This window comes from Vreelandella aquamarina, from assembly GCF_020075495.1.
Classification (GTDB): domain Bacteria; phylum Pseudomonadota; class Gammaproteobacteria; order Pseudomonadales; family Halomonadaceae; genus Vreelandella; species Vreelandella aquamarina_A.
Genome location: NZ_JABYQT010000011.1, coordinates 74,663 through 91,793 on the forward strand (window position 1 = coordinate 74,663; position 17,131 = coordinate 91,793).

At 62.2% G+C, this 17,131-nt stretch carries 15 protein-coding genes; 3 read left to right on the top strand and 12 right to left on the bottom strand.

Annotated features, from left to right (window positions below):
* Positions 1–6: 6 nt before the first annotated feature.
* From pcnB to dksA, 6 genes are all read right to left on the bottom strand, one after another.
* A complete protein-coding gene (gene pcnB / locus HW452_RS14910) occupies positions 7–1,395 on the bottom strand; it encodes a polynucleotide adenylyltransferase PcnB (protein ID WP_224106885.1) in 1,389 nt (462 codons plus the stop codon).
* 863 nt (positions 1,396–2,258) lie between these two features.
* Positions 2,259–3,629 (bottom strand): sigma-54-dependent transcriptional regulator, encoded by a 1,371-nt coding sequence (locus tag HW452_RS14915; protein ID WP_224106886.1) that lies wholly within the window; start codon positions 3,627–3,629, stop codon positions 2,259–2,261.
* Complete coding sequence (locus tag HW452_RS14920; RefSeq protein WP_224106887.1) at positions 3,607–6,549, bottom strand: ATP-binding protein; 2,943 nt, start codon at positions 6,547–6,549, stop codon at positions 3,607–3,609. Before HW452_RS14920 ends, HW452_RS14915 begins: the two co-directional genes overlap by 23 nt.
* Positions 6,539–6,715, bottom strand: coding sequence for a hypothetical protein (locus HW452_RS14925; protein ID WP_167392664.1), 177 nt, complete (start codon positions 6,713–6,715; stop codon positions 6,539–6,541). The genes HW452_RS14920 and HW452_RS14925 overlap by 11 nt, the downstream gene beginning before the upstream one ends.
* Before the next feature lie 25 nt (positions 6,716–6,740).
* A complete protein-coding gene (gene gluQRS, locus HW452_RS14930; RefSeq protein ID WP_224106888.1) occupies positions 6,741–7,631 on the bottom strand; it encodes a tRNA glutamyl-Q(34) synthetase GluQRS in 891 nt (296 codons plus the stop codon).
* 82 nt (positions 7,632–7,713) lie between these two features.
* Entirely contained in the window at positions 7,714–8,151 is a 438-nt protein-coding gene (dksA, locus tag HW452_RS14935; RefSeq protein ID WP_106374829.1) for an RNA polymerase-binding protein DksA, read from the bottom strand.
* A 185-nt stretch (positions 8,152–8,336) separates the two neighbouring features.
* Here dksA and HW452_RS14940 point away from each other — a divergent pair, with 185 nt between their 5' ends.
* Positions 8,337–9,497, top strand: a complete 1,161-nt coding sequence (locus tag HW452_RS14940) for an aminotransferase class I/II-fold pyridoxal phosphate-dependent enzyme (protein ID WP_224106889.1) — start codon at positions 8,337–8,339, stop codon at positions 9,495–9,497.
* Entirely contained in the window at positions 9,494–10,252 is a 759-nt protein-coding gene (gene sfsA, locus HW452_RS14945; protein ID WP_224106890.1) for a DNA/RNA nuclease SfsA, read from the top strand. Before HW452_RS14940 ends, sfsA begins: the two co-directional genes overlap by 4 nt.
* Here sfsA and metW read toward each other — a convergent pair.
* The 6 genes from metW to HW452_RS14975 form a co-directional block, all read right to left on the bottom strand.
* Complete coding sequence (metW, locus tag HW452_RS14950) at positions 10,249–10,848, bottom strand: methionine biosynthesis protein MetW (RefSeq protein ID WP_224106891.1); 600 nt, start codon at positions 10,846–10,848, stop codon at positions 10,249–10,251. The genes sfsA and metW overlap by 4 nt on opposite strands.
* Positions 10,848–12,029, bottom strand: coding sequence for a homoserine O-succinyltransferase MetX (gene metX / locus HW452_RS14955; RefSeq protein ID WP_224106892.1), 1,182 nt, complete (start codon positions 12,027–12,029; stop codon positions 10,848–10,850). Before metX ends, metW begins: the two co-directional genes overlap by 1 nt.
* Positions 12,030–12,109: 80 nt before the next feature.
* Entirely contained in the window at positions 12,110–12,694 is a 585-nt protein-coding gene (locus HW452_RS14960) for a YggT family protein (RefSeq protein WP_224106893.1), read from the bottom strand.
* 38 nt (positions 12,695–12,732) lie between these two features.
* Positions 12,733–13,560 (bottom strand): pyrroline-5-carboxylate reductase, encoded by an 828-nt coding sequence (gene proC, locus HW452_RS14965; RefSeq protein ID WP_224106894.1) that lies wholly within the window; start codon positions 13,558–13,560, stop codon positions 12,733–12,735.
* 72 nt (positions 13,561–13,632) lie between these two features.
* Entirely contained in the window at positions 13,633–14,337 is a 705-nt protein-coding gene (locus HW452_RS14970; RefSeq protein WP_224106895.1) for a YggS family pyridoxal phosphate-dependent enzyme, read from the bottom strand.
* A 159-nt stretch (positions 14,338–14,496) separates the two neighbouring features.
* A complete protein-coding gene (locus HW452_RS14975) occupies positions 14,497–15,645 on the bottom strand; it encodes an anhydro-N-acetylmuramic acid kinase (protein WP_224106896.1) in 1,149 nt (382 codons plus the stop codon).
* 115 nt (positions 15,646–15,760) lie between these two features.
* Here HW452_RS14975 and tyrS point away from each other — a divergent pair, with 115 nt between their 5' ends.
* Positions 15,761–16,960 (top strand): tyrosine--tRNA ligase, encoded by a 1,200-nt coding sequence (gene tyrS / locus HW452_RS14980; protein ID WP_224106897.1) that lies wholly within the window; start codon positions 15,761–15,763, stop codon positions 16,958–16,960.
* Positions 16,961–17,131: the final 171 nt, after the last annotated feature.

Here is a 17,131-nt window from a genome sequence, read left to right on the forward strand (position 1 = left end):
GCTGATTTACTGTTCGCCGCCGTTGCGCGGCGCCTTGCGGCGGCGCTTGCGCCGACGGTCGCCCTGGCTTGCCGGGTCGCCGCCGACCTTCTGCAGCAGGCGCCGCTGCTCGTGCTCATCGCCCTGCTGGAAGGCGGTCCACCAATCTCCCAGTCCGCGCGGTATCTCACCGGCCTGCTCGCGCAGCAGCAGCAGGTCATAGGCGGCGCGAAAACGCGGATGTTCGCGGGTCTGGAAGGCGCGCTTGCCGCGCCGCAGGGGCAGGCGGGTCTGCAGCTCCCAGATGTCGCGCATGGGCATGCCGAACCGCTTGGGAATCGACGTGTGTTCGAGCTGGCGCGAGATCACTTCCTGAGAGGCGGTCTGCAGGGCCGGGATGGCCGGCATGCCTTCGTTTTCAAGCTCCGCCTGGCGATGGGCCACCGGGGCCCACAGGAAGGCAGCCAGTAGAAACGCCGGGGTGACCGGGCGCTCTTCGGCGATGCGCTTGTCGGTGTTGGCCAGGGCAGATTCGATCAGCTTCTCCGCCCATGCTGCATCCGCCATGGCTTCTTCGGCTTCGGGGAAGAGCATGCCGAACAGGCCGTAGTGGCTGAGCAGTCGGAACGTGACGAGACCGTGGCCGGACATGAACATCTTGAGCACTTCATCGAACAGCCGCGCCGGCGGAATCTGCAGCAGCAGCGGTGCCAGATCGAACATCGGTGCTTCGGTGGCAGGCTCGATGGTGAAGTCGAGCTTGGCGGCGAAGCGTACGGCGCGCAGCATGCGCACCGGGTCTTCACGGTAGCGCGTGGCCGGGTCGCCAATCAGGCGCAGGGTGCGCGCCTCAATATCCTGTACACCGTTGGCAAAGTCATGCAGGCTGAAGTCGGCGATGTTGTAGTACAGCGCGTTGATGGTGAAGTCGCGCCGTACGGCGTCCTCTTCGATGTTGCCCCAGACGTTATCGCGCAGCAGCAGGCCGTCATCCGACTGGTGGGCGATGTTCTCGCCGTGTTCATCCTGTGGCTTGCCCCGGAAGGTAGTGACTTCGATGACTTCGCGGCCAAAGCGGACGTGAACGATGCGAAAGCGACGACCGATCAGGCGCGAGTTGCGAAACAGATCACGCACCTGCTCGGGTGTGGCGTTGGTGGCCACGTCGAAATCCTTGGGCATCTTGCCAAGCAGCGCATCGCGAATGCAGCCACCCACCAGATAAGCGTCAAAGCCTGCGCCGTTGAGACGATAGAGTACCTTTAGCGCGGCGTCGCTGATGTGCTGGCGAGAAACGGGGTGCTCGGACCGGGGAATAATGCGGGGACTGAGAGTGGCTTCACTCTCGGGGGGATCGAGCAGCGTCTTCACTTGCTCTCCCTGATTGGATAAGAAACGGGTAAATCCTTTGAACATGCGGCGATATCGACTCGCAGGGTGGCTAAAAAAGTGGCCATTGAAAAAGTGGTAAGTGGCTGAGTGTAGCCGACCCCTTTACGCTTGCAAAGTCTCGCTTGCAGGACTGCAGGCACAGCATTGTTCAAGCGCGGAAAGGGGAGGCTAAAGGAGCCTCCCCTGTAAAGTATTCAATCAGCATCCATGCTGCTGTTTTTCTTCATGATGGCACATCGCCCTGAATACGCACCGCAGTCGGCAGATGCTTTCCGACCGCCTCGTATTCAAAACAATAATCCAACCGCGAACTTCTCTTCCCCGGCGTATTGTTATTGGTTCCGGGGTGTACACCCTCACTGCTATTGTTCTTGTTGGTGCAGATCACCGGTGTACGTCGCGTCCTTTCGGGCACTTGCTATCGATTGTTATTGTTCGCTGCGCTTATTCTTCTTAGCGCCAGCAAGTTATGAGATTCAAGCCTGTTATTGTTGTTGGTGCTGTTATCTCGCCTGGCCGTGTTGTTCTTGTTTTGGCTCAGGTCTGGGTGGTGTCGTGTTGTTCTTGTTTGAAACCCACCGCTTGGCCCGGTTTGTTTTTCTTACCTGGATATATTGCACTCGCTGTGCCATTTGTTGAGGAGTTCATGTATTTCAGTGGCTTGGATGTTCATGGGTGTGCCAGGTAACGTTCATGGCCTGGAAGTGTTACCGCCGTTGCGCTGTTTTTTTGAACCAATTGTGTGGGGAGGTAACAGCAAATGGGTAACAGGAAATGAATATTTTTTATTTAAATCAGTATATTAGACGTTGGTCGTAAGCCTTTGGCATAAGGCGGCCAGCGGGCGTCACGGGGCAACCTTTTGTGTCATGCACCTTTGCAGGGCGTCAGCCTGGGCGTCGGGCGGTCTTCTTGCGGGGGATGCCGAGCCGCTGGCGCCGCTCCCAGAGATTTTTCCGGCTGATGCCCAGTTTCTGGGCAAGCTCGGTCTCGCTCATCTGGTCCTGGTGCTCCAGCACGAAGTGCTGAAAGTAATCTTCCAGCGACAGATCGTCATCGTCTTCTGCCGGGCTATCCTCATGGGCGGCACCGGCGCTTGAGGGTGCGCGGGGTGGCACGGGGGCAAGCCCCAGGTCATCGGGATGGATCAGATGCCCTTCGGCGAGAATGACCCCGCGCTCGAGGGCGTTTTCCAGCTCACGCACGTTACCCGGCCACGGGTAGTCGCGCAGGTCCTGACGGGCGGCCCTGGAAAGGCGCAGGCCAGGGCGCTCGTGTCGCGTACAGGCTTTATCGAGCAGGATATCGGCAATCTTCAGCACGTCGTCTTCGCGTTCACGCAGCGGGGGCAGTTCGATCTGCATGACGTTCAGGCGGTAGTAGAGGTCGAGACGGAATTCGCCGCTGCGAGAAAGCGCGCGCAGGTCGCGGTGGGTCGCAGCGATCAGGCGGACATCGACGTGGCGAGTTTCCACCGACCCGATCTTGCGAATCTCGCCCTCCTGGAGAACGCGCAGAAGACGCGCCTGGGCATCGAGCGGCAGCTCGCCAATTTCATCCAGAAACAACGTTCCACCGTCGGCGGCTTCGACCAGGCCCGTGCGTGCCGCGCTGGCGCCGGTGAAGGCGCCCTTTTCATGGCCGAACAGCTCGGATTCGATCAGGGTTTCCGGAATGGCCGCGCAGTTGACGCTGATCAGCGGCGCCTTGGCGCGCTTGCTCTGTTGATGTATCGCCCGAGCGACCAGCTCCTTGCCGGTGCCGGACTCGCCCTGAATCAGCACGGTGACATCCGCAGGCGCGGTCTTGCGGATACGCGTATATACCTGCTGCATGGCGGCGCAGTCGCCGATCATCATCTGCTGGCTGCCGCCGTCGTCGGTAATCGCGGGCGGCTCGCCGTGCTGCATCGATTGCTGGTGCAGGATGCGTTCGACGGTTTCCAGCATCTCGGTGTGATCGAACGGCTTGGCGATGTAGTCGACCGCGCCCTGCTTGAGCGCATCCACGGCGGAGCGCATGCTGGCATAGCTGGTCATGATCAGCACCGGCGCCGGGGCAGCCGCGTTGATCAGCGTGGTGCCCGGCTCGCCCGGCAGGCGCAGATCGCTGATGATGAGGTCGAACTCGCCAAGCGCCAGCCGAGTGGCGTCTTCGACGCTGCCCGCTTCGCTTACCGCGTAGTCGTGACGTTCCAGCAGGCGCTTCAGGGCGCTGCGAATGATCGCTTCATCTTCAACAATCAGAATCCTGGGCATGAGGTCGCTGGTCATCCTGTTGGTAGAGCGGCAGCCAGAGTGTAATGGCCGTGCCGCGGGGCTCTCCAGGCGGTGGCGACGCCACCTCTATCCTGCCTTGATGTTCGTTGATGATCTGATACGCAAGCGATAGTCCAAGCCCCGTGCCTTCACCGGCCGGTTTGGTGGTGGTAAAGGGCTCGAACAGGTGATCGCGCACGCGCGGATCGATTCCCTGGCCGTTATCGCTGACCCGCCACCAGGCGCTGTCTGCCTGGCAACCACCGGTAATTTTCACCTGACCATCGGGCAGACAGGCGTCTCGGGCGTTGCTGAGCAGGTTGACCATGACCTGGGTCAGACGCTGGGCATCGCCGCGTACCACGAGGTCATCCGGGCAGGCGTTGGTAAGCGTTACATCCTCGCCCGAGCGCGCCAGATGAATCAAGTGTAATGCGTCTTCGCTGATGGTGGTAAGTGCCACTGGTGAAGCCGGCGGCAGGCCCGCATGACGGCCTCCGTGAGCGAAGCCGACCAGCGAGTTGACGATCCGGGTCACGCGCTGGGTCAGTTCCTGGATCTGGTCGGCGGTTTCCAGCAGGGCGGGGTCCTGGGTATCGTAGCGCAGGTTCTGGGCCAGCGATGAAATACCGGTGATCGGGTTGCCGATTTCGTGGGCGACGCCTGCCGCCAACTGGCCAATCGAGGCCAGACGAGCAGCGTGTACCAGCTCGTCCTCCAGCCACTTCATCTCGGTGTGGTCCTCGACCAGAATGACGCTGCCGCCCCGGCTGTCGTGGCCGCTCAGCTCGGCCTTGTGCAGGGTCAGGAAATGATCCTTGCCGTGCAGCGTGACCGCCTGCTTGTAGAGGGGCGCGTGAGGGGCGAGCAGTACGTTGCCCAATAGCGCCGGCCAGGGGGCGGGCAGGCTGTCACAGCGTGAGCCGATGATGCTTTCACCGCTGATGCCCGAGAGCTGGGAGAGCGCCTGGTTCCACATCAGAAGTTCCTTGTCATCGCCAAACACGCACAGCCCGACCGGCAGGTGGGCCAGTGTCTGGCGGTGATGACGGCGCAACCCGTCGAGCTCGCGGGCAAGACCGGTCAAGCGCGAGCGGTAGGCTTCCAGGCGGCTCTCGACAAAGTGGATATCGTCGGTCACCGGCGCATCGTCGTGCCGGTAGGGCAGGTAGCGGTCGACGATATCGCGCGCAACGGACGGCCCCATCAGCCCCGAAAGATTGGCCTGAATACGGTCGCGCAGGCGGCGCAGTGCATAGGGGCGACGCTCCTGAGGGGTAAGCTTGAGCGCTGCCAGTGCGCGGGATACTTCCCGCTGGGCGGCTTCATCGCCAATCGCCCGGGCCAGATGCGGGGTGAAGTCGGCCGCCGTGGCGGCCTCGAGCGGCAGGCGCTTCGAGCGAATCACTGCATCTACCGAGCACGCCTCCGCCGCCGACTTCTCGCCTTCGGAGATACGCGTGAACAGCGAGATCACGATCAGCAGCACGATATTGGTGGCCAGCGACAGCAGGGTGACCGTGTACCAGGGCGGTGCATCGCTCGGTATCAGGTGGGTAAACGGCAGCGGCGGGGTGGGCAGCGAAAGAATCAGCGGCAGCCATAGCCCCCAGAGCCATATGCCGACCCCGGCGATCAGCCCGACCACCATGCCCTTGCGATTGGCCCCGGGCCAGTAGAGCAGGGCCAGCATGCCGGGCAGGCACTGGGCGATACCCACGAAGGAGGCCAGCCCCAGGTTGGCCAGGTCGTGGTAGCGGCCCACACCTTCATAAAACAGCCAGCCGCTGACGATCACCCCGACCACCAGACCCCGGCGCAGCCAGAGCAGCCAGCCGTAGAGGTCGCTGCGCGCCTCCGGGGGCCTGGCCACCAGGACGATATGGTTCAGTACCATGCCCGAAAGCGCCAGGGCAATCATGATCATGGTCCCACTCGCCGCGGCAAGCCCGGCAACAAACGCCAGCGCCTTGACCCACACGTGCTCGCTGATCATGTAGACCGCGTAGGCCGTGATCGGAATCTCGTCATTGACGGACTGAGCGGCCCACCAGATCAGCGGAACGGGCAGCGCCATCAGCAGCAGAAAGAGCGGCAGCGCCCAGCTGGCTTGCAGCAGCGTATGGCGCGTGAGGTTTTCGGCAAAGGTGATATGAAACAGGTGCGGCATCATGAAGGCCGAGGCGAAAAACAGCAGCAGCAGGGTGCGCCATTGAGAGGCTTCCAGCTGTTGAGTCGCCTGCTGGGCCTGAAGGCCGGGGCCTTCCAGCCAGCGCTGAAGATCCTGCGGGCCATCGAACACGAGCCAAAGTGCCGCCGCCCCCAGGCCCAGCATGGCCAGCAGCTTGATCACTGATTCGAACGCCAAAATGCTGATCAGCGCGTCCTGGCGCGAATGGCTGCGGCGCGCGCCAAACATCACCGCGAAACTGGCAATCAAGGCGCAAAACACAAGGGCTGCCCACGAACTGTAGGGGCTGCCGGTGAGCCAGCGAATCGCATCGCTCAGGGTCTGCACCTGAATGCCCAGCAGCGGCAGCACGGCCAGCAGGCTGATCAGCGTGACCAGCGTGCCCGCCCAGCGGGAGCGAAAGCGAAACGCAAACAGGTCGGCCAGCGAGGCGAGCTGATAGGTGCGAGTGATGCGCTGAATGGGCACCAGCAGCACCGGGGCCAGCAGGAAAGTACCCGCCGCGCCCAGGTAGTAGGCCAGATAGCCGAACCCGGCGCTGGCCGCAAGCTCCAGGCTGCCGTAGATGGCCCAGGCGCTGGCATAGACCCCGAGCGCCAGCGTGTAGACCATCGGATGGCGAGTAATGCGAGCGGGCACCCAGCCTCGCTCCACGGCGGTGCCACAGCCAAACAGTAGCGCCAGGTAGCCAAGGCCCAGCAGCAGGACGCCGGTCAACTCAACGCTCATCCAACTTCCTTTTTTGCTCAAGCCACAGGGTCAGCGCAATCAGCACCCCCCAGATGGCAAACGGACGATACCAGGCCGCGCTGGGGTCACTCCAGCCATCCATTAAAAGCGGTGAAAGCAGGTAGCCGCCAAACACCAGAAACAGCATGATGCGGTAGACGTACATGGACGATTCCTTGGGACGACAGGTCTCAGGGCGACAGCCGGTGCCGCACCGGCGATAGCCATGCAACCGACCAGTGGGCGACGCCCCAGTGTAGCTGGCTTGCCGGTGGTTCGGTGGCAAGCGCCTCCGGCGGCGCCTGATCAAGTGCCTGAAGCGCCTGAAAGAGCTGACGGCGCACGCTTTTATCATCTTCGGCAAGCGCCGGGGCAAGGTTCTGCTTGGAGAGCTTCTGGCCCTCTGGCGTGACCACCAGTGGCAGGTGCAGATAGCGCGGCTCGGGAAAACCCAAGGCGACCTGCAATTGGCGTTGCCAGGGGGTATTGTCGAGCAGATCAAGCCCCCTGACCACATCGGTGATGCCCTGGGCGGCGTCATCGACCACCACGGCGAGCTGATACGCCCACAGGTGATCCTTGCGCTTGAGCACTACATCGCCCAGCTCCGCAGGGTCGAACTGCTGATGGCCGAACAGCCGGTCCTGCCAGGTGATTGGCCGCTGGGCCAGGTCGCTGCGCAGCCGCCAGGCCACGGGCTTGCCGGGCTCGCATACGCCGTTGCGACACCAGCCGGGGTAGATGTCGTGGCTCTGCCACTGCTTGCGTGAACAGCTGCACGGGTAGGCAAGCTTCTGCTCGATTAGCTGGTCCAGCGCCTGCTGGTAGGTCGCGTAACGCTCGCGCTGCCAGCACACCGCCTCGTCCCACTCCAGGCCAAAGGTTTCCAGCTGGCGCAGGATGGTGGTGTCCGCGCCCTCAGGGCAGCGCGGGGGATCGATGTCTTCAATGCGCACCAGCCACCGGCCGCCGGCGGCGCGGGCATCCAGATAGCTGCCAAGGGCGGCCACGAGCGAGCCAAAGTGCAGCGGCCCGGAAGGGGTCGGGGCAAAGCGCCCCCGGTAGTCAGCCAAGGAAGTCATAAAAGCCTTTTACCAGAACAAAAACGGGCACCCCAAGGTGCCCGCCTTCAGCGCTAGCGTTCAGGTGGTTTGAACCGTCTGCTTAGCCACCCAGCTGCTTCTCTTTGAGCTCGGCCAGGGTCTTACAGTCGACGCACAGCGTCGCCGTTGGCCTGGCTTCGAGACGGCGAATGCCGATTTCGACGCCACACGCTTCACAGAAGCCGTAATCGTCGTCATCGATATTCTCGATGGTCTCGTTGATTTTCTTGAGCAGCTTGCGTTCACGGTCACGCGTGCGCAGCTCAAGGCTGAAGCCTTCTTCCTGCGTTGCCCGGTCGGCGGGGTCGGCGTAGTTGTTGGCGTCTTCCTGCAGGTGGCGCACGGTGCGGTCCACCTCTTCCATGAGGTCTTGCTTCCAGTCCAACAGCAGCTGGCGAAAGTGCGCCAACTGCTTATCGTTCATGTACTCTTCACCCGGTGCCGGCTCATACGGGGTGAAGGACTTGGTCGCTTCCGGTTTCTTTTCCGCTACTGGCATGGGATTGCCCCTTACATGTGTGACTGCTGATCGACCATGAGCGTGTGCCACGATCTCACGCCAAAGGGATGCTTGTTTAGCTGAAAAACGTTCTCGTTGCAAGCATAATAGTGCGCTTTCGACTATGGTCCTAATATTTTCAGGACCTGGGTCATGTGTTGATCCTGCAAGCCAAAGGAGCCGTTATGGCCTGGAATTCACGAGTCAGCCGCGTGGCGCCTTTTCGCGTGATGCACTTACTGGAAATGGCCCAGGCGCGTGAAGCGGCCGGGCATGACGTTATTCACCTTGAAGTCGGCGAGCCGGACTTTTCTACCCCCGACCCGGTCATCGCGGCGGGCCAGCAGGCGCTGGCGCATGGGCAGACCCGCTATACGCCGGCTGCCGGCCTCTCGGCCCTGCGCGAAGCGATTGCCAACCACTACGCCGAGCACTTCAACGCCGAGGTAGATCCTGCACGCATTCTGGTAACCCCCGGCGCCTCCGGTGCGCTGCTGCTGGCAAGCCAGCTGCTGGTCGAGAGTGGCGACCGAGTGCTGATGGCCGACCCCAACTACCCCTGCAACCGCCACTTCATGGCCCTGGCCGGTGCCGAGATCGACGCAGTATCGGTAGGCCGTGAAAGCGGCTGGCAGCTGGATGCTGCGCTGATCGAGCGCCACTGGCGCGATACTACGCGCGTGGCGATGCTCGCCTCGCCCTCCAACCCGACCGGGCATACCCTGAGTGCCGGGCAGCTTACGGAGGTGCTTGGCGCCGTGGCCCGCCGTGAAGGGGAGATAATCGTCGATGAGATCTACCAGGGGCTCAATTACGACGACGCGCCGCTGTCGGCCACTTCGCTTTCCAGCGACGCCTTCGTGGTGAACAGCTTTTCGAAATACTTCGGCATGACCGGCTGGCGCCTGGGCTGGCTGGTGGCCCCGCAACGCGCGGCCGAGCCGCTGACCAGGCTTGCCCAGAATGTCTTTCTGGCCGCTTCCACGCCTTCCCAGTACGCCGCGCTTGCCGCATTTACCCCTGAGTGTCGAGCCATCCTTGAAAAGCGCCGCGACATACTTGCGAAGCGCCGCCAGGTGCTGCTCGACGGGCTTGCAACGCTCGGGCTTGCGCCGGACCTGCCGCCCCAGGGAGCGTTTTACGTCTGGCTGGATATTTCACGCTACAGCCGCGACAGCCAAGCCTTCTGCCAGCGGCTGCTGGAGGAGGAGAACGTGGCAATTACCCCAGGCATCGACTTTGCCGTGCGTGGCGGCGAGCATCACGTGCGCATTGCGTTCACCAATGACGTTGCCCGTCTGGAAGAGGCCGTGGCGCGAATGGGCCGATTCGTGGGGCGCCTGTGACGCTTGACCATCCGGTGTACCATGCGTTGTCTTATCCAGCGCTGGTGCCCGGTATCCTGCTGCGTCGCTACAAGCGCTTTCTTGCCGACGTGCTGCTGGACGATGGCCGCGAGGTGGTCGCGCACTGTCCCAATACCGGCTCGATGAAAAGCGTCAACGTACCCGGTTGCCGGGTATGGCTGTCGCCCAGCGATAATCCCAAGCGTCGGCTTGCCTGGACCTGGGAGCTGATCGAGCTGCCCGGCGAAAGAGGCGAGACGGTGATGGCCTCGATTCATACCGGGCGCGCCAACCGTATCGTCGAGACGGCGCTGGAGGCGAGAAGCCTTGATGCGCTGGCGGGCTATTCACATTTGCGCCGCGAGGTGAAAGTAGGCGAATCGCGGCTGGATTTCCTGCTGGAGGATGAAACAAGCGGGCGCCGCGCCTTTATCGAGGTCAAGCAGGTCACGCTCAAGGAGGACGACGGCCACGGCTACTTTCCGGCCTCCGTCAGTACGCGTGGGCTCAAGCATCTGCAGGCGCTGGAGGCGCTGGCGCGGGAGGGCGAACGAGCAGTGCTGGTGTTCTGTGTCGCTCACGAGGGCATTGCCGATGTGGGACCAGCCACGCATATCGACCCCGCCTACGCGGCGGGCCTTCACAGCGCCGCGGCCCAGGGGGTGGAAGTGCTGGCCTATGGGGTGGGCATCGAGTGGAGAGATGGAGCGCCCTCGGGCATTGCCCTTGTGCGCTCCTTGCCGGTACGCCTTTAGCGCTCGCGACGGCGGACGCGGAAGATGGCGATCTCGCCGAACAGGTTGGGCCACCACTTCGAGGTCCAGTGCCCGCGACGCTCGCCCACGCCCACGGCGCGGTCGACGATCACCAGGCCCTTTTCCCGGCATAGCTGCTCGAAGTCGTTGAAGGTCGACAGGTGGATGTTGGGTGTGTCGTACCAGGCGTGGGGCAGCGACTTGGATACCGGCATGTAGCCGCGCAGTCCCAGATAGACGCGGTGGCGCCAGTAGGCGAAGTTGGGAAAGGTGATGATGCCCTCGTCGGCGACGCGCAGCATCTCGTCGAGCATCTTGTCCGGGCGGCGCAACGCCTGAAGCGCCTGGGTCATGATCACCTGGTCGTAGCTGCGGTCGCCAAAGCTGCTCAGCCCGTCATCCAGGTTGTGCTCGATTACGCTGACACCACGTGCCACGCACTGGGTGATGCCGTCGGGATCGATCTCCAGGCCGTAGCCGGTCACGCTCTTGTCGCGAGCCAGGCGTTCCAGGAGCGCCCCGTCACCGCAGGCGAGGTCCAGCACGTGGGCGCCGTGGGGAACCCAGTCGTAGATCAATTCGAGGTCGGCGCGCATCAACGGGTCTCCTCCAGGCCAAGCTCGCGGGCGGTGCGGTCCATGAACGCACGGAACAGCGCTTCATAACGCGGCTCCGGCAACAGGAACGCATCGTGGCCGTGAGGCGATTCGATATTGGCGTAGCTGACGGCCTTGCCCGCACGTACCAGCGCATCCACCAGCTCGCGTGAGCGCGCCGGGGGAAACCGCCAGTCGGTGGTGAAACTGACAATCAGAAACGGACATTGCGCCGGGGCCAGCGCCTCTGCCAGGTCGCCGCCGGTGGTGGCCGCCGGGTCGAAGTAGTCCAGCGCCTTGGTCATCAGCAGGTAAGTATTGGCATCAAAGGCGGTCGAGAAGGTGTCTCCCTGGTAGCGCAGGTAGGACTCCACCTGAAATTCGACGTCAAAGCCGAAACTCAGGTCTTCGCTTCGCAGGTCGCGGCCAAACTTGCTGCCCATGGCGTCCTCCGACAGGTAGGTGATATGTCCCACCATGCGCGCCAGTTTCAGCCCGCGCTTGGGTACCGTGTCGTGCTCGGCGTACCAGCCGCCAAAGAACTCGGGATCAGAGCGGATAGCCTGACGAGCCACTTCGTTGAACGCGATGTTCTGCGCAGACAGCCTGGGCGTTGCCGCAATCACCACGGCGTTGGCCACCCGCTCGGGGTAGGTGATGCTCCACTGGAGCACCTGCATGCCACCGAGACTTCCGCCCACCACCGCCGCCCAGCGCTCGATTCCCAGATGATCGGCAAGCCTGGCCTGGCTTGCGACCCAGTCGCTTACCGTGACCATGGGAAAATCCGGCCCCCACTGGCGCCCGGTTTCCGGGTTATGACTGACCGGGCCAGTGCTGCCGTGGCAGCCGCCCAGGTTATTGAGCGATATGACGAAAAAGCGACTGGTATCGATCGGTTTGCCGGGGCCGATGTGTGCATCCCACCAGCCGGGCTTGCGGTCGTCCTGGCTATGGTAGCCCGCGGCGTGGTGGTGACCTGAAAGTGCATGGCAGACCAGTACGGCATTGCTGCGCTCGGCGTTCAGTGTGCCGTAGGTCTCGTAAATCAATTCATACTCGGGCAGCACCTTGCCGCAGGCGAGGGCAAGCGGAGAGTCAAACTTGGCCACGCGAGGGGTGACCACGCCAACGGAGTCAGTTGGGTGGCCAGGACGTGCGTGGGGAACTGAATCAGGCATCGAAAACGGTCATCCTGCTATTGAAGCTAGAGCTGCTAACTCGCGCCGCAGGGCTTGCCCTGCGGCGGTGACGTCGATCATCACAGACCGATCCAGGTGCTGGGCAATCCAGTGGCTCTGATCAGCGAGCCGACCACGAACCCATCAATGAGGTTGATCGCAATAAACACGACAATGGGGGAGAGATCAATCATCCCAAGCGGCGGTATCACCTTGCGAACCGGTGCCATGATGGGCTCTACCAACTGCATTACCAGCAAAGCTCCGGGGTGGCTCGCGTTGGGCGCCACCCAGCTCAGGATGATCATCACGATCAGGGCAAAGAAGTAGATTTTCAGAATGGCGCTGGCCAATGCTGCAACGCCCGCGATCAGGATGGGAACAACGGGTACACCCATGCCGCTGAAAAAGAGCATGAACACGGCGACGAGGCTGATGACCTTGAGAGCGAAGCCCGCAGCGAGCGTCGCCAGATCGAAACGCCCGGCAACCGGCCCCAGAAAGCTCTGGAATGGCCCTACCACTGGCTGGGTAATCTTCACCAGCGACTGGCTGAGCGGGTTGTAGTAATCCGCCCGTGAGGCCTGCAGTAGAAAGCGCAACATCAATAACAGCAGGTAAATGTTAACCAACGTATGAATCAGTGAAAGCCCAGCGCTACCCATGGTTCGTTTCCTTGCGTGAGTGTGTATTTACTTCTTGGCTAGTTCTTTTTGGCTAGTTCTTTGGCCATCTCGGCGGCGCGATCGGCGCAGGCCTGCATGGCATCGGCGATGATCGTGCGCATCTGCGCCTCTTCCATGTGGGCAATGGCGCGCTCGGTAGTGCCGCCCGGCGACATGACGTTCTGCTTGAGGGTGGCCGGGTCGTGATCGCTTCGCTGGGCCATCGCCGACGCGCCAAGCCCGGTCTGAATCGCCAGGCGGCGTGCGGTTTCCGCAGGCAGACCGAGTTTGACCGCGGCCTCTTCCATGGCTTCGAACATCAAAAAGAAGTAGGCCGGGGCACTGCCGGAAACGGCGGTCACGGCCTCCAAAAGTGCTTCGTTCTCGACCCATTCGACGATGCCTACCGCTTCCATCAGTTGGGTGGACAGGGCGCGCTGCTCTTCACTCACCGCGGCGTTGGCGTACAGGCCGCTGGCGCCAATGCCGACCAGCGAGGGTGTGTTGGGCATGCAGCGCACCAGCGCATTGCCGCCGCCCAGCCACTGGTCGATGGTGGCGGCGTCGAGTCCTGCGGCAATGGAGATCACCAGCGGGCGCGTTTCATGAATGCTCGGCTTGAGCTCTTCGCACACGGCACGCATGATCTGGGGCTTGACGGCAAGGACCACCACGTCGGCCTCGCCAACCGCGGCCACATTATCCGCCTGGGTATTGATCCCCAGGCGCTCCTTGATGGCGTCAAGCTCGCTTGCGTTGGGTGCCGTGGCGGTGATGTCGGTGGGGGCTACGCCGCTGTCGATCAGTCCGCCGATAATGGCGCTTGCCATATTGCCCGCACCGATGAAAGTGATCCTGCTCGCCATGTTCGTGTCCTGTTGGTTGAATGGGCCGCGCTGGCAGCCTTGCTTACTGTAGATGAATATAATGCGGGTGAATCAGCGTGTATCGCGCGCACCGAAAATGGCGGTGCCCAGGCGCACCAGCGTGGCACCTTCCAATATGGCGGCCTCCAGGTCATCACTCATGCCCATGGAGAGCGTATCCAGCGGTGCCCGCGGCAGTGTTTGCTGCAATGAGATCAAAAGCTCACGCAGCGCCGCCAACGGTTGGCGCTGGGCCTCGCGCGTCGCGGCTGGCGCCGGAATCGCCATCAGCCCACGCAACCTCAAATTGGGCAGTCTGGCGATCTCCTTGGCAAGCGCCTCGGCCTCTTCGGGCATCACGCCGGCCTTGGAAATCTCGCGGCTGATATTGACCTGCAGGCAGACGTTCAGCGGCGCCAGATGGTCGGGGCGCTGCTCACTTAGCCGGGTGGCGATCTTCAAACGGTCCACGCTGTGCATCCAGTCGAAGTGTTCCGCGACCGCGCGGGTCTTGTTGGACTGAAGCGGGCCAATGAAATGCCACTCGATACCGTCCAGATCTGCCAGTTCCGTCTGTTTTTCCAGGGCTTCCTGCAGGTAGTTTTCACCAAATGCCCGCTGCCCGTGCTCCCAGGCCTTGCGAATCATGGCGGCAGGTTTGGTCTTGCTTACCGCCAGCAGGCGCGCGCTGTCGCTCGAACGGCCTGCTTCTTTCAGCGCCTGGTCCAGGCGCGTGCGCGCCCTGGCAAGCGACGCTGGAAGTGCGCTATCTGTCATGCTCAAGCACCTCACCGCATAAAATAGATAGGGATAGTAACGAACAGCCAGCATGCTCGGCAAAGTGCAATGCGCAGCGCGTCGTTTTAAAAATGCCAATCAGCATGATACGGGGTGCGCGGCCTGAGTGTTGTCTTTTCATGACGCATTGATGCCTTTTCATGGCGCATAGATACCGCCCAGAATGCGAGGTCCTCGAGCGCCGGTTACCGCGGGCAGGTTGCCCGGCAAATGGTGAAGACGCTGGTGCGCAAGCCAGGCAAAGGCACCTGCTTCAATCCAGTCTTCGGGCCAGCCGTAAGCAGCAGGCGAGGCCAGGGTGACATCTGGCAGGTGATGCGCCAGGCGAGCCATCAAGTAAGCGTTATGCGCGCCGCCGCCACAGGCAATCAAGGTCTTGCTTTCGCCCGGTGGCAACAGCTGCTCGATCCCCCGCGCGATGCTGAGGGCGGTCAGCTCGGCAAGCGTTGCCTGTACGTCGGCTGGCGCCTCATTGCCTGTCAGGTGCTGCTTCAACCAGTTCAGATGAAAAAGCTCGCGCCCGGTGCTGCGCGGCGGTGGCTGATGAAAGAAGGGCTCGGCCAGCAGGCGCAAGAGCAGTGCTTCATCGATCTTTCCGCTTGCTGCCCAGGCGCCATGCTTGTCGAAACGCTCGACGCTGTTCGCGTGCAGGGCAAACCAGGCATCCAGCAGCACGTTGGCCGGGCCGGTATCGAATCCCAGCACGGCCCGTGAAGCGTCGCGGGGCAGCCAGGTCACGTTGGCAAAGCCGCCCAGGTTGAGAATCAACTGCTCGACGTCCTGCCGGCCAAACAGCGCCTGGTGAAAGGCGGGCGCAAGCGGCGCGGCCTGGCCACCGGCGGCCAGATCGCGGCGGCGGAAATCGGCTACTACCCGGCAACTGGTCAGCTCTGCCAGCAGGCTCGGGTTATCCAGCTGCAGGGTGTAGGCCGGGCCGCCTTGGTGGCCGTTGGGGGCGTGCTCGATGGTCTGGCCGTGGCTGCCGATGGCCTCGATGTCACCGGGCGAGAGGCCTTGTTGAGCAAGCAACGCCTGCACGGCCTGAGCCTGCAGGCGGCAAAAGGCATCTTCTGCCGAGGCCAGCTCGGCAAAGCCTGCCTGCTCTGCGTGACACAGTGCCAAAAGGGCTGCGTGCAGCGCATCGGGCATGGGCTCGACGTGGGTGGCGAGCAGCCGCGGCGGGCTGGCGGGTTCGATGGCTATCAAGGCGGCGTCGACGCCATCCAGGCTGGTGCCGGACATCAGGCCTATATAGTAAAGCGAAGGGGCATCAGCGGGTGTTTTCATAAAGCGTCATCCAAAGCAGGGCGAAGACTCAACCAGGACCAAGAGGCATGGTAACATCGTCGGCTATTGTTCATCTGTAGGCCCTGTCGGGCAACGTTCATAGTGGAGAGTGGCAATGAGTGAGGTGGATCAGGCGTTAGCGCTGCTGACGCGGGGTACGCACGAAATCCTGGTAGAGGACGAGCTCAAGAAGAAGCTGGCCTCTGGGCGAAAGCTGCGTATCAAGGCTGGTTTTGACCCCACGGCCCCTGACCTGCATCTGGGACATAGCGTGCTGCTGACCAAGATGCGTCAGTTCCAGGACCTCGGTCACACGGTGATTTTCCTGATCGGTGACTTTACCGGGCGCATTGGCGATCCGACCGGCAAGAACGTGACGCGCAAGCCGCTCACCGAAGAGGATGTCAAAGCCAACGCCGAAACCTACAAGGAGCAGGTGTTCAAGATCCTGGATCCTGAAAAGACCGAGGTGCGCTTCAACGCCGAGTGGTTTGGTGAGCTGACCGCCGCCAAGATGATCGAGCTCGCCGCGCAAAGCACCGTGGCGCGCATGCTCGAGCGCGACGATTTCGAGAAGCGCTACAAGGCCAACCAGCCGATCGCCATTCACGAGTTTCTCTATCCGCTGGTGCAGGGCTACGACTCCGTCGCGCTTGAAGCGGATATCGAGCTTGGCGGCACCGACCAGAAATTCAACCTGCTGATGGGCCGCGAGATCCAGAAACACTTCGGACAGGAGCCGCAGGTGGTGATCACCATGCCGCTGCTCGAAGGCCTCGATGGCGTGCAGAAGATGTCAAAGTCACTCGGCAACTACGTCGGCGTTGACGAAGCGCCGGGCTCGATGTTCAACAAGCTGGTCTCCATGCCGGACAGTTTGATGTGGCGTTACTTCGAGCTGCTGTCGCTGAAGTCCAATGAAGAGATCGACGCGCTCAAGCAGAGTGTCGAGCAGGGTGCGAACCCGCGCGATGTGAAGATGACGCTTGCTCGCGAGCTGATCGCCCGCTACCACGGCGATGAAGCGGCAGCCAATGCTCACAGGTCGGCGGGTAACCAGCTGGCCGAGGGCGAGCTGCCGGAAGACCTGCCGGAAGTAGAAGTGGATTTCGAGGGGAGTGAGCAGGCGCCCATCGCCACCGTGCTCAACCGCTCGGGCCTGACCAAGAACAGCGCCCAGGCGAAGGACATGCTGAAAAACGGCAGTGTAAAGGTCGATGGCGAAGTGGTGGCACAGGACACCATGCTGGCGACAGCCAAGGCTTACGTCATTCAGGCAGGCAAGAAACGCTACGCTCGGGTAACGCTTGTCTGAACTTTTTTCGCCGGTTTGCAAAAAGCGCTTGCACAACCGGCAGCGAATCCGTAAAGTACGCATCCGCTGCCGGGGACGCCCAGCGTTACCAGCGGTGAATGAAGGTGAAAACCTTCGGTTTGTCAGGTAGTTAGCGGTTTTGGATGTGGCAGGTTTTACATCGAAAACAAC

Coding starts and splice junctions, on each gene's coding strand:
- pcnB (WP_224106885.1), bottom strand. CDS start 1,395: ATGTTCAAAGGATTTACCCGTTTCTTATCCAATCAGGGAGAGCAAGTG.
- HW452_RS14915 (WP_224106886.1), bottom strand. CDS start 3,629: ATGCCCAGGATTCTGATTGTTGAAGATGAAGCGATCATTCGCAGCGCC.
- HW452_RS14920 (WP_224106887.1), bottom strand. CDS start 6,549: ATGAGCGTTGAGTTGACCGGCGTCCTGCTGCTGGGCCTTGGCTACCTG.
- HW452_RS14925 (WP_167392664.1), bottom strand. CDS start 6,715: ATGTACGTCTACCGCATCATGCTGTTTCTGGTGTTTGGCGGCTACCTG.
- gluQRS (WP_224106888.1), bottom strand. CDS start 7,631: ATGACTTCCTTGGCTGACTACCGGGGGCGCTTTGCCCCGACCCCTTCC.
- dksA (WP_106374829.1), bottom strand. CDS start 8,151: ATGCCAGTAGCGGAAAAGAAACCGGAAGCGACCAAGTCCTTCACCCCG.
- HW452_RS14940 (WP_224106889.1), top strand. CDS start 8,337: ATGGCCTGGAATTCACGAGTCAGCCGCGTGGCGCCTTTTCGCGTGATG.
- metW (WP_224106891.1), bottom strand. CDS start 10,848: ATGCGCGCCGACCTCGAATTGATCTACGACTGGGTTCCCCACGGCGCC.
- metX (WP_224106892.1), bottom strand. CDS start 12,029: ATGCCTGATTCAGTTCCCCACGCACGTCCTGGCCACCCAACTGACTCC.
- HW452_RS14960 (WP_224106893.1), bottom strand. CDS start 12,694: ATGGGTAGCGCTGGGCTTTCACTGATTCATACGTTGGTTAACATTTAC.
- proC (WP_224106894.1), bottom strand. CDS start 13,560: ATGGCGAGCAGGATCACTTTCATCGGTGCGGGCAATATGGCAAGCGCC.
- HW452_RS14970 (WP_224106895.1), bottom strand. CDS start 14,337: ATGACAGATAGCGCACTTCCAGCGTCGCTTGCCAGGGCGCGCACGCGC.
- HW452_RS14975 (WP_224106896.1), bottom strand. CDS start 15,645: ATGAAAACACCCGCTGATGCCCCTTCGCTTTACTATATAGGCCTGATG.
- tyrS (WP_224106897.1), top strand. CDS start 15,761: ATGAGTGAGGTGGATCAGGCGTTAGCGCTGCTGACGCGGGGTACGCAC.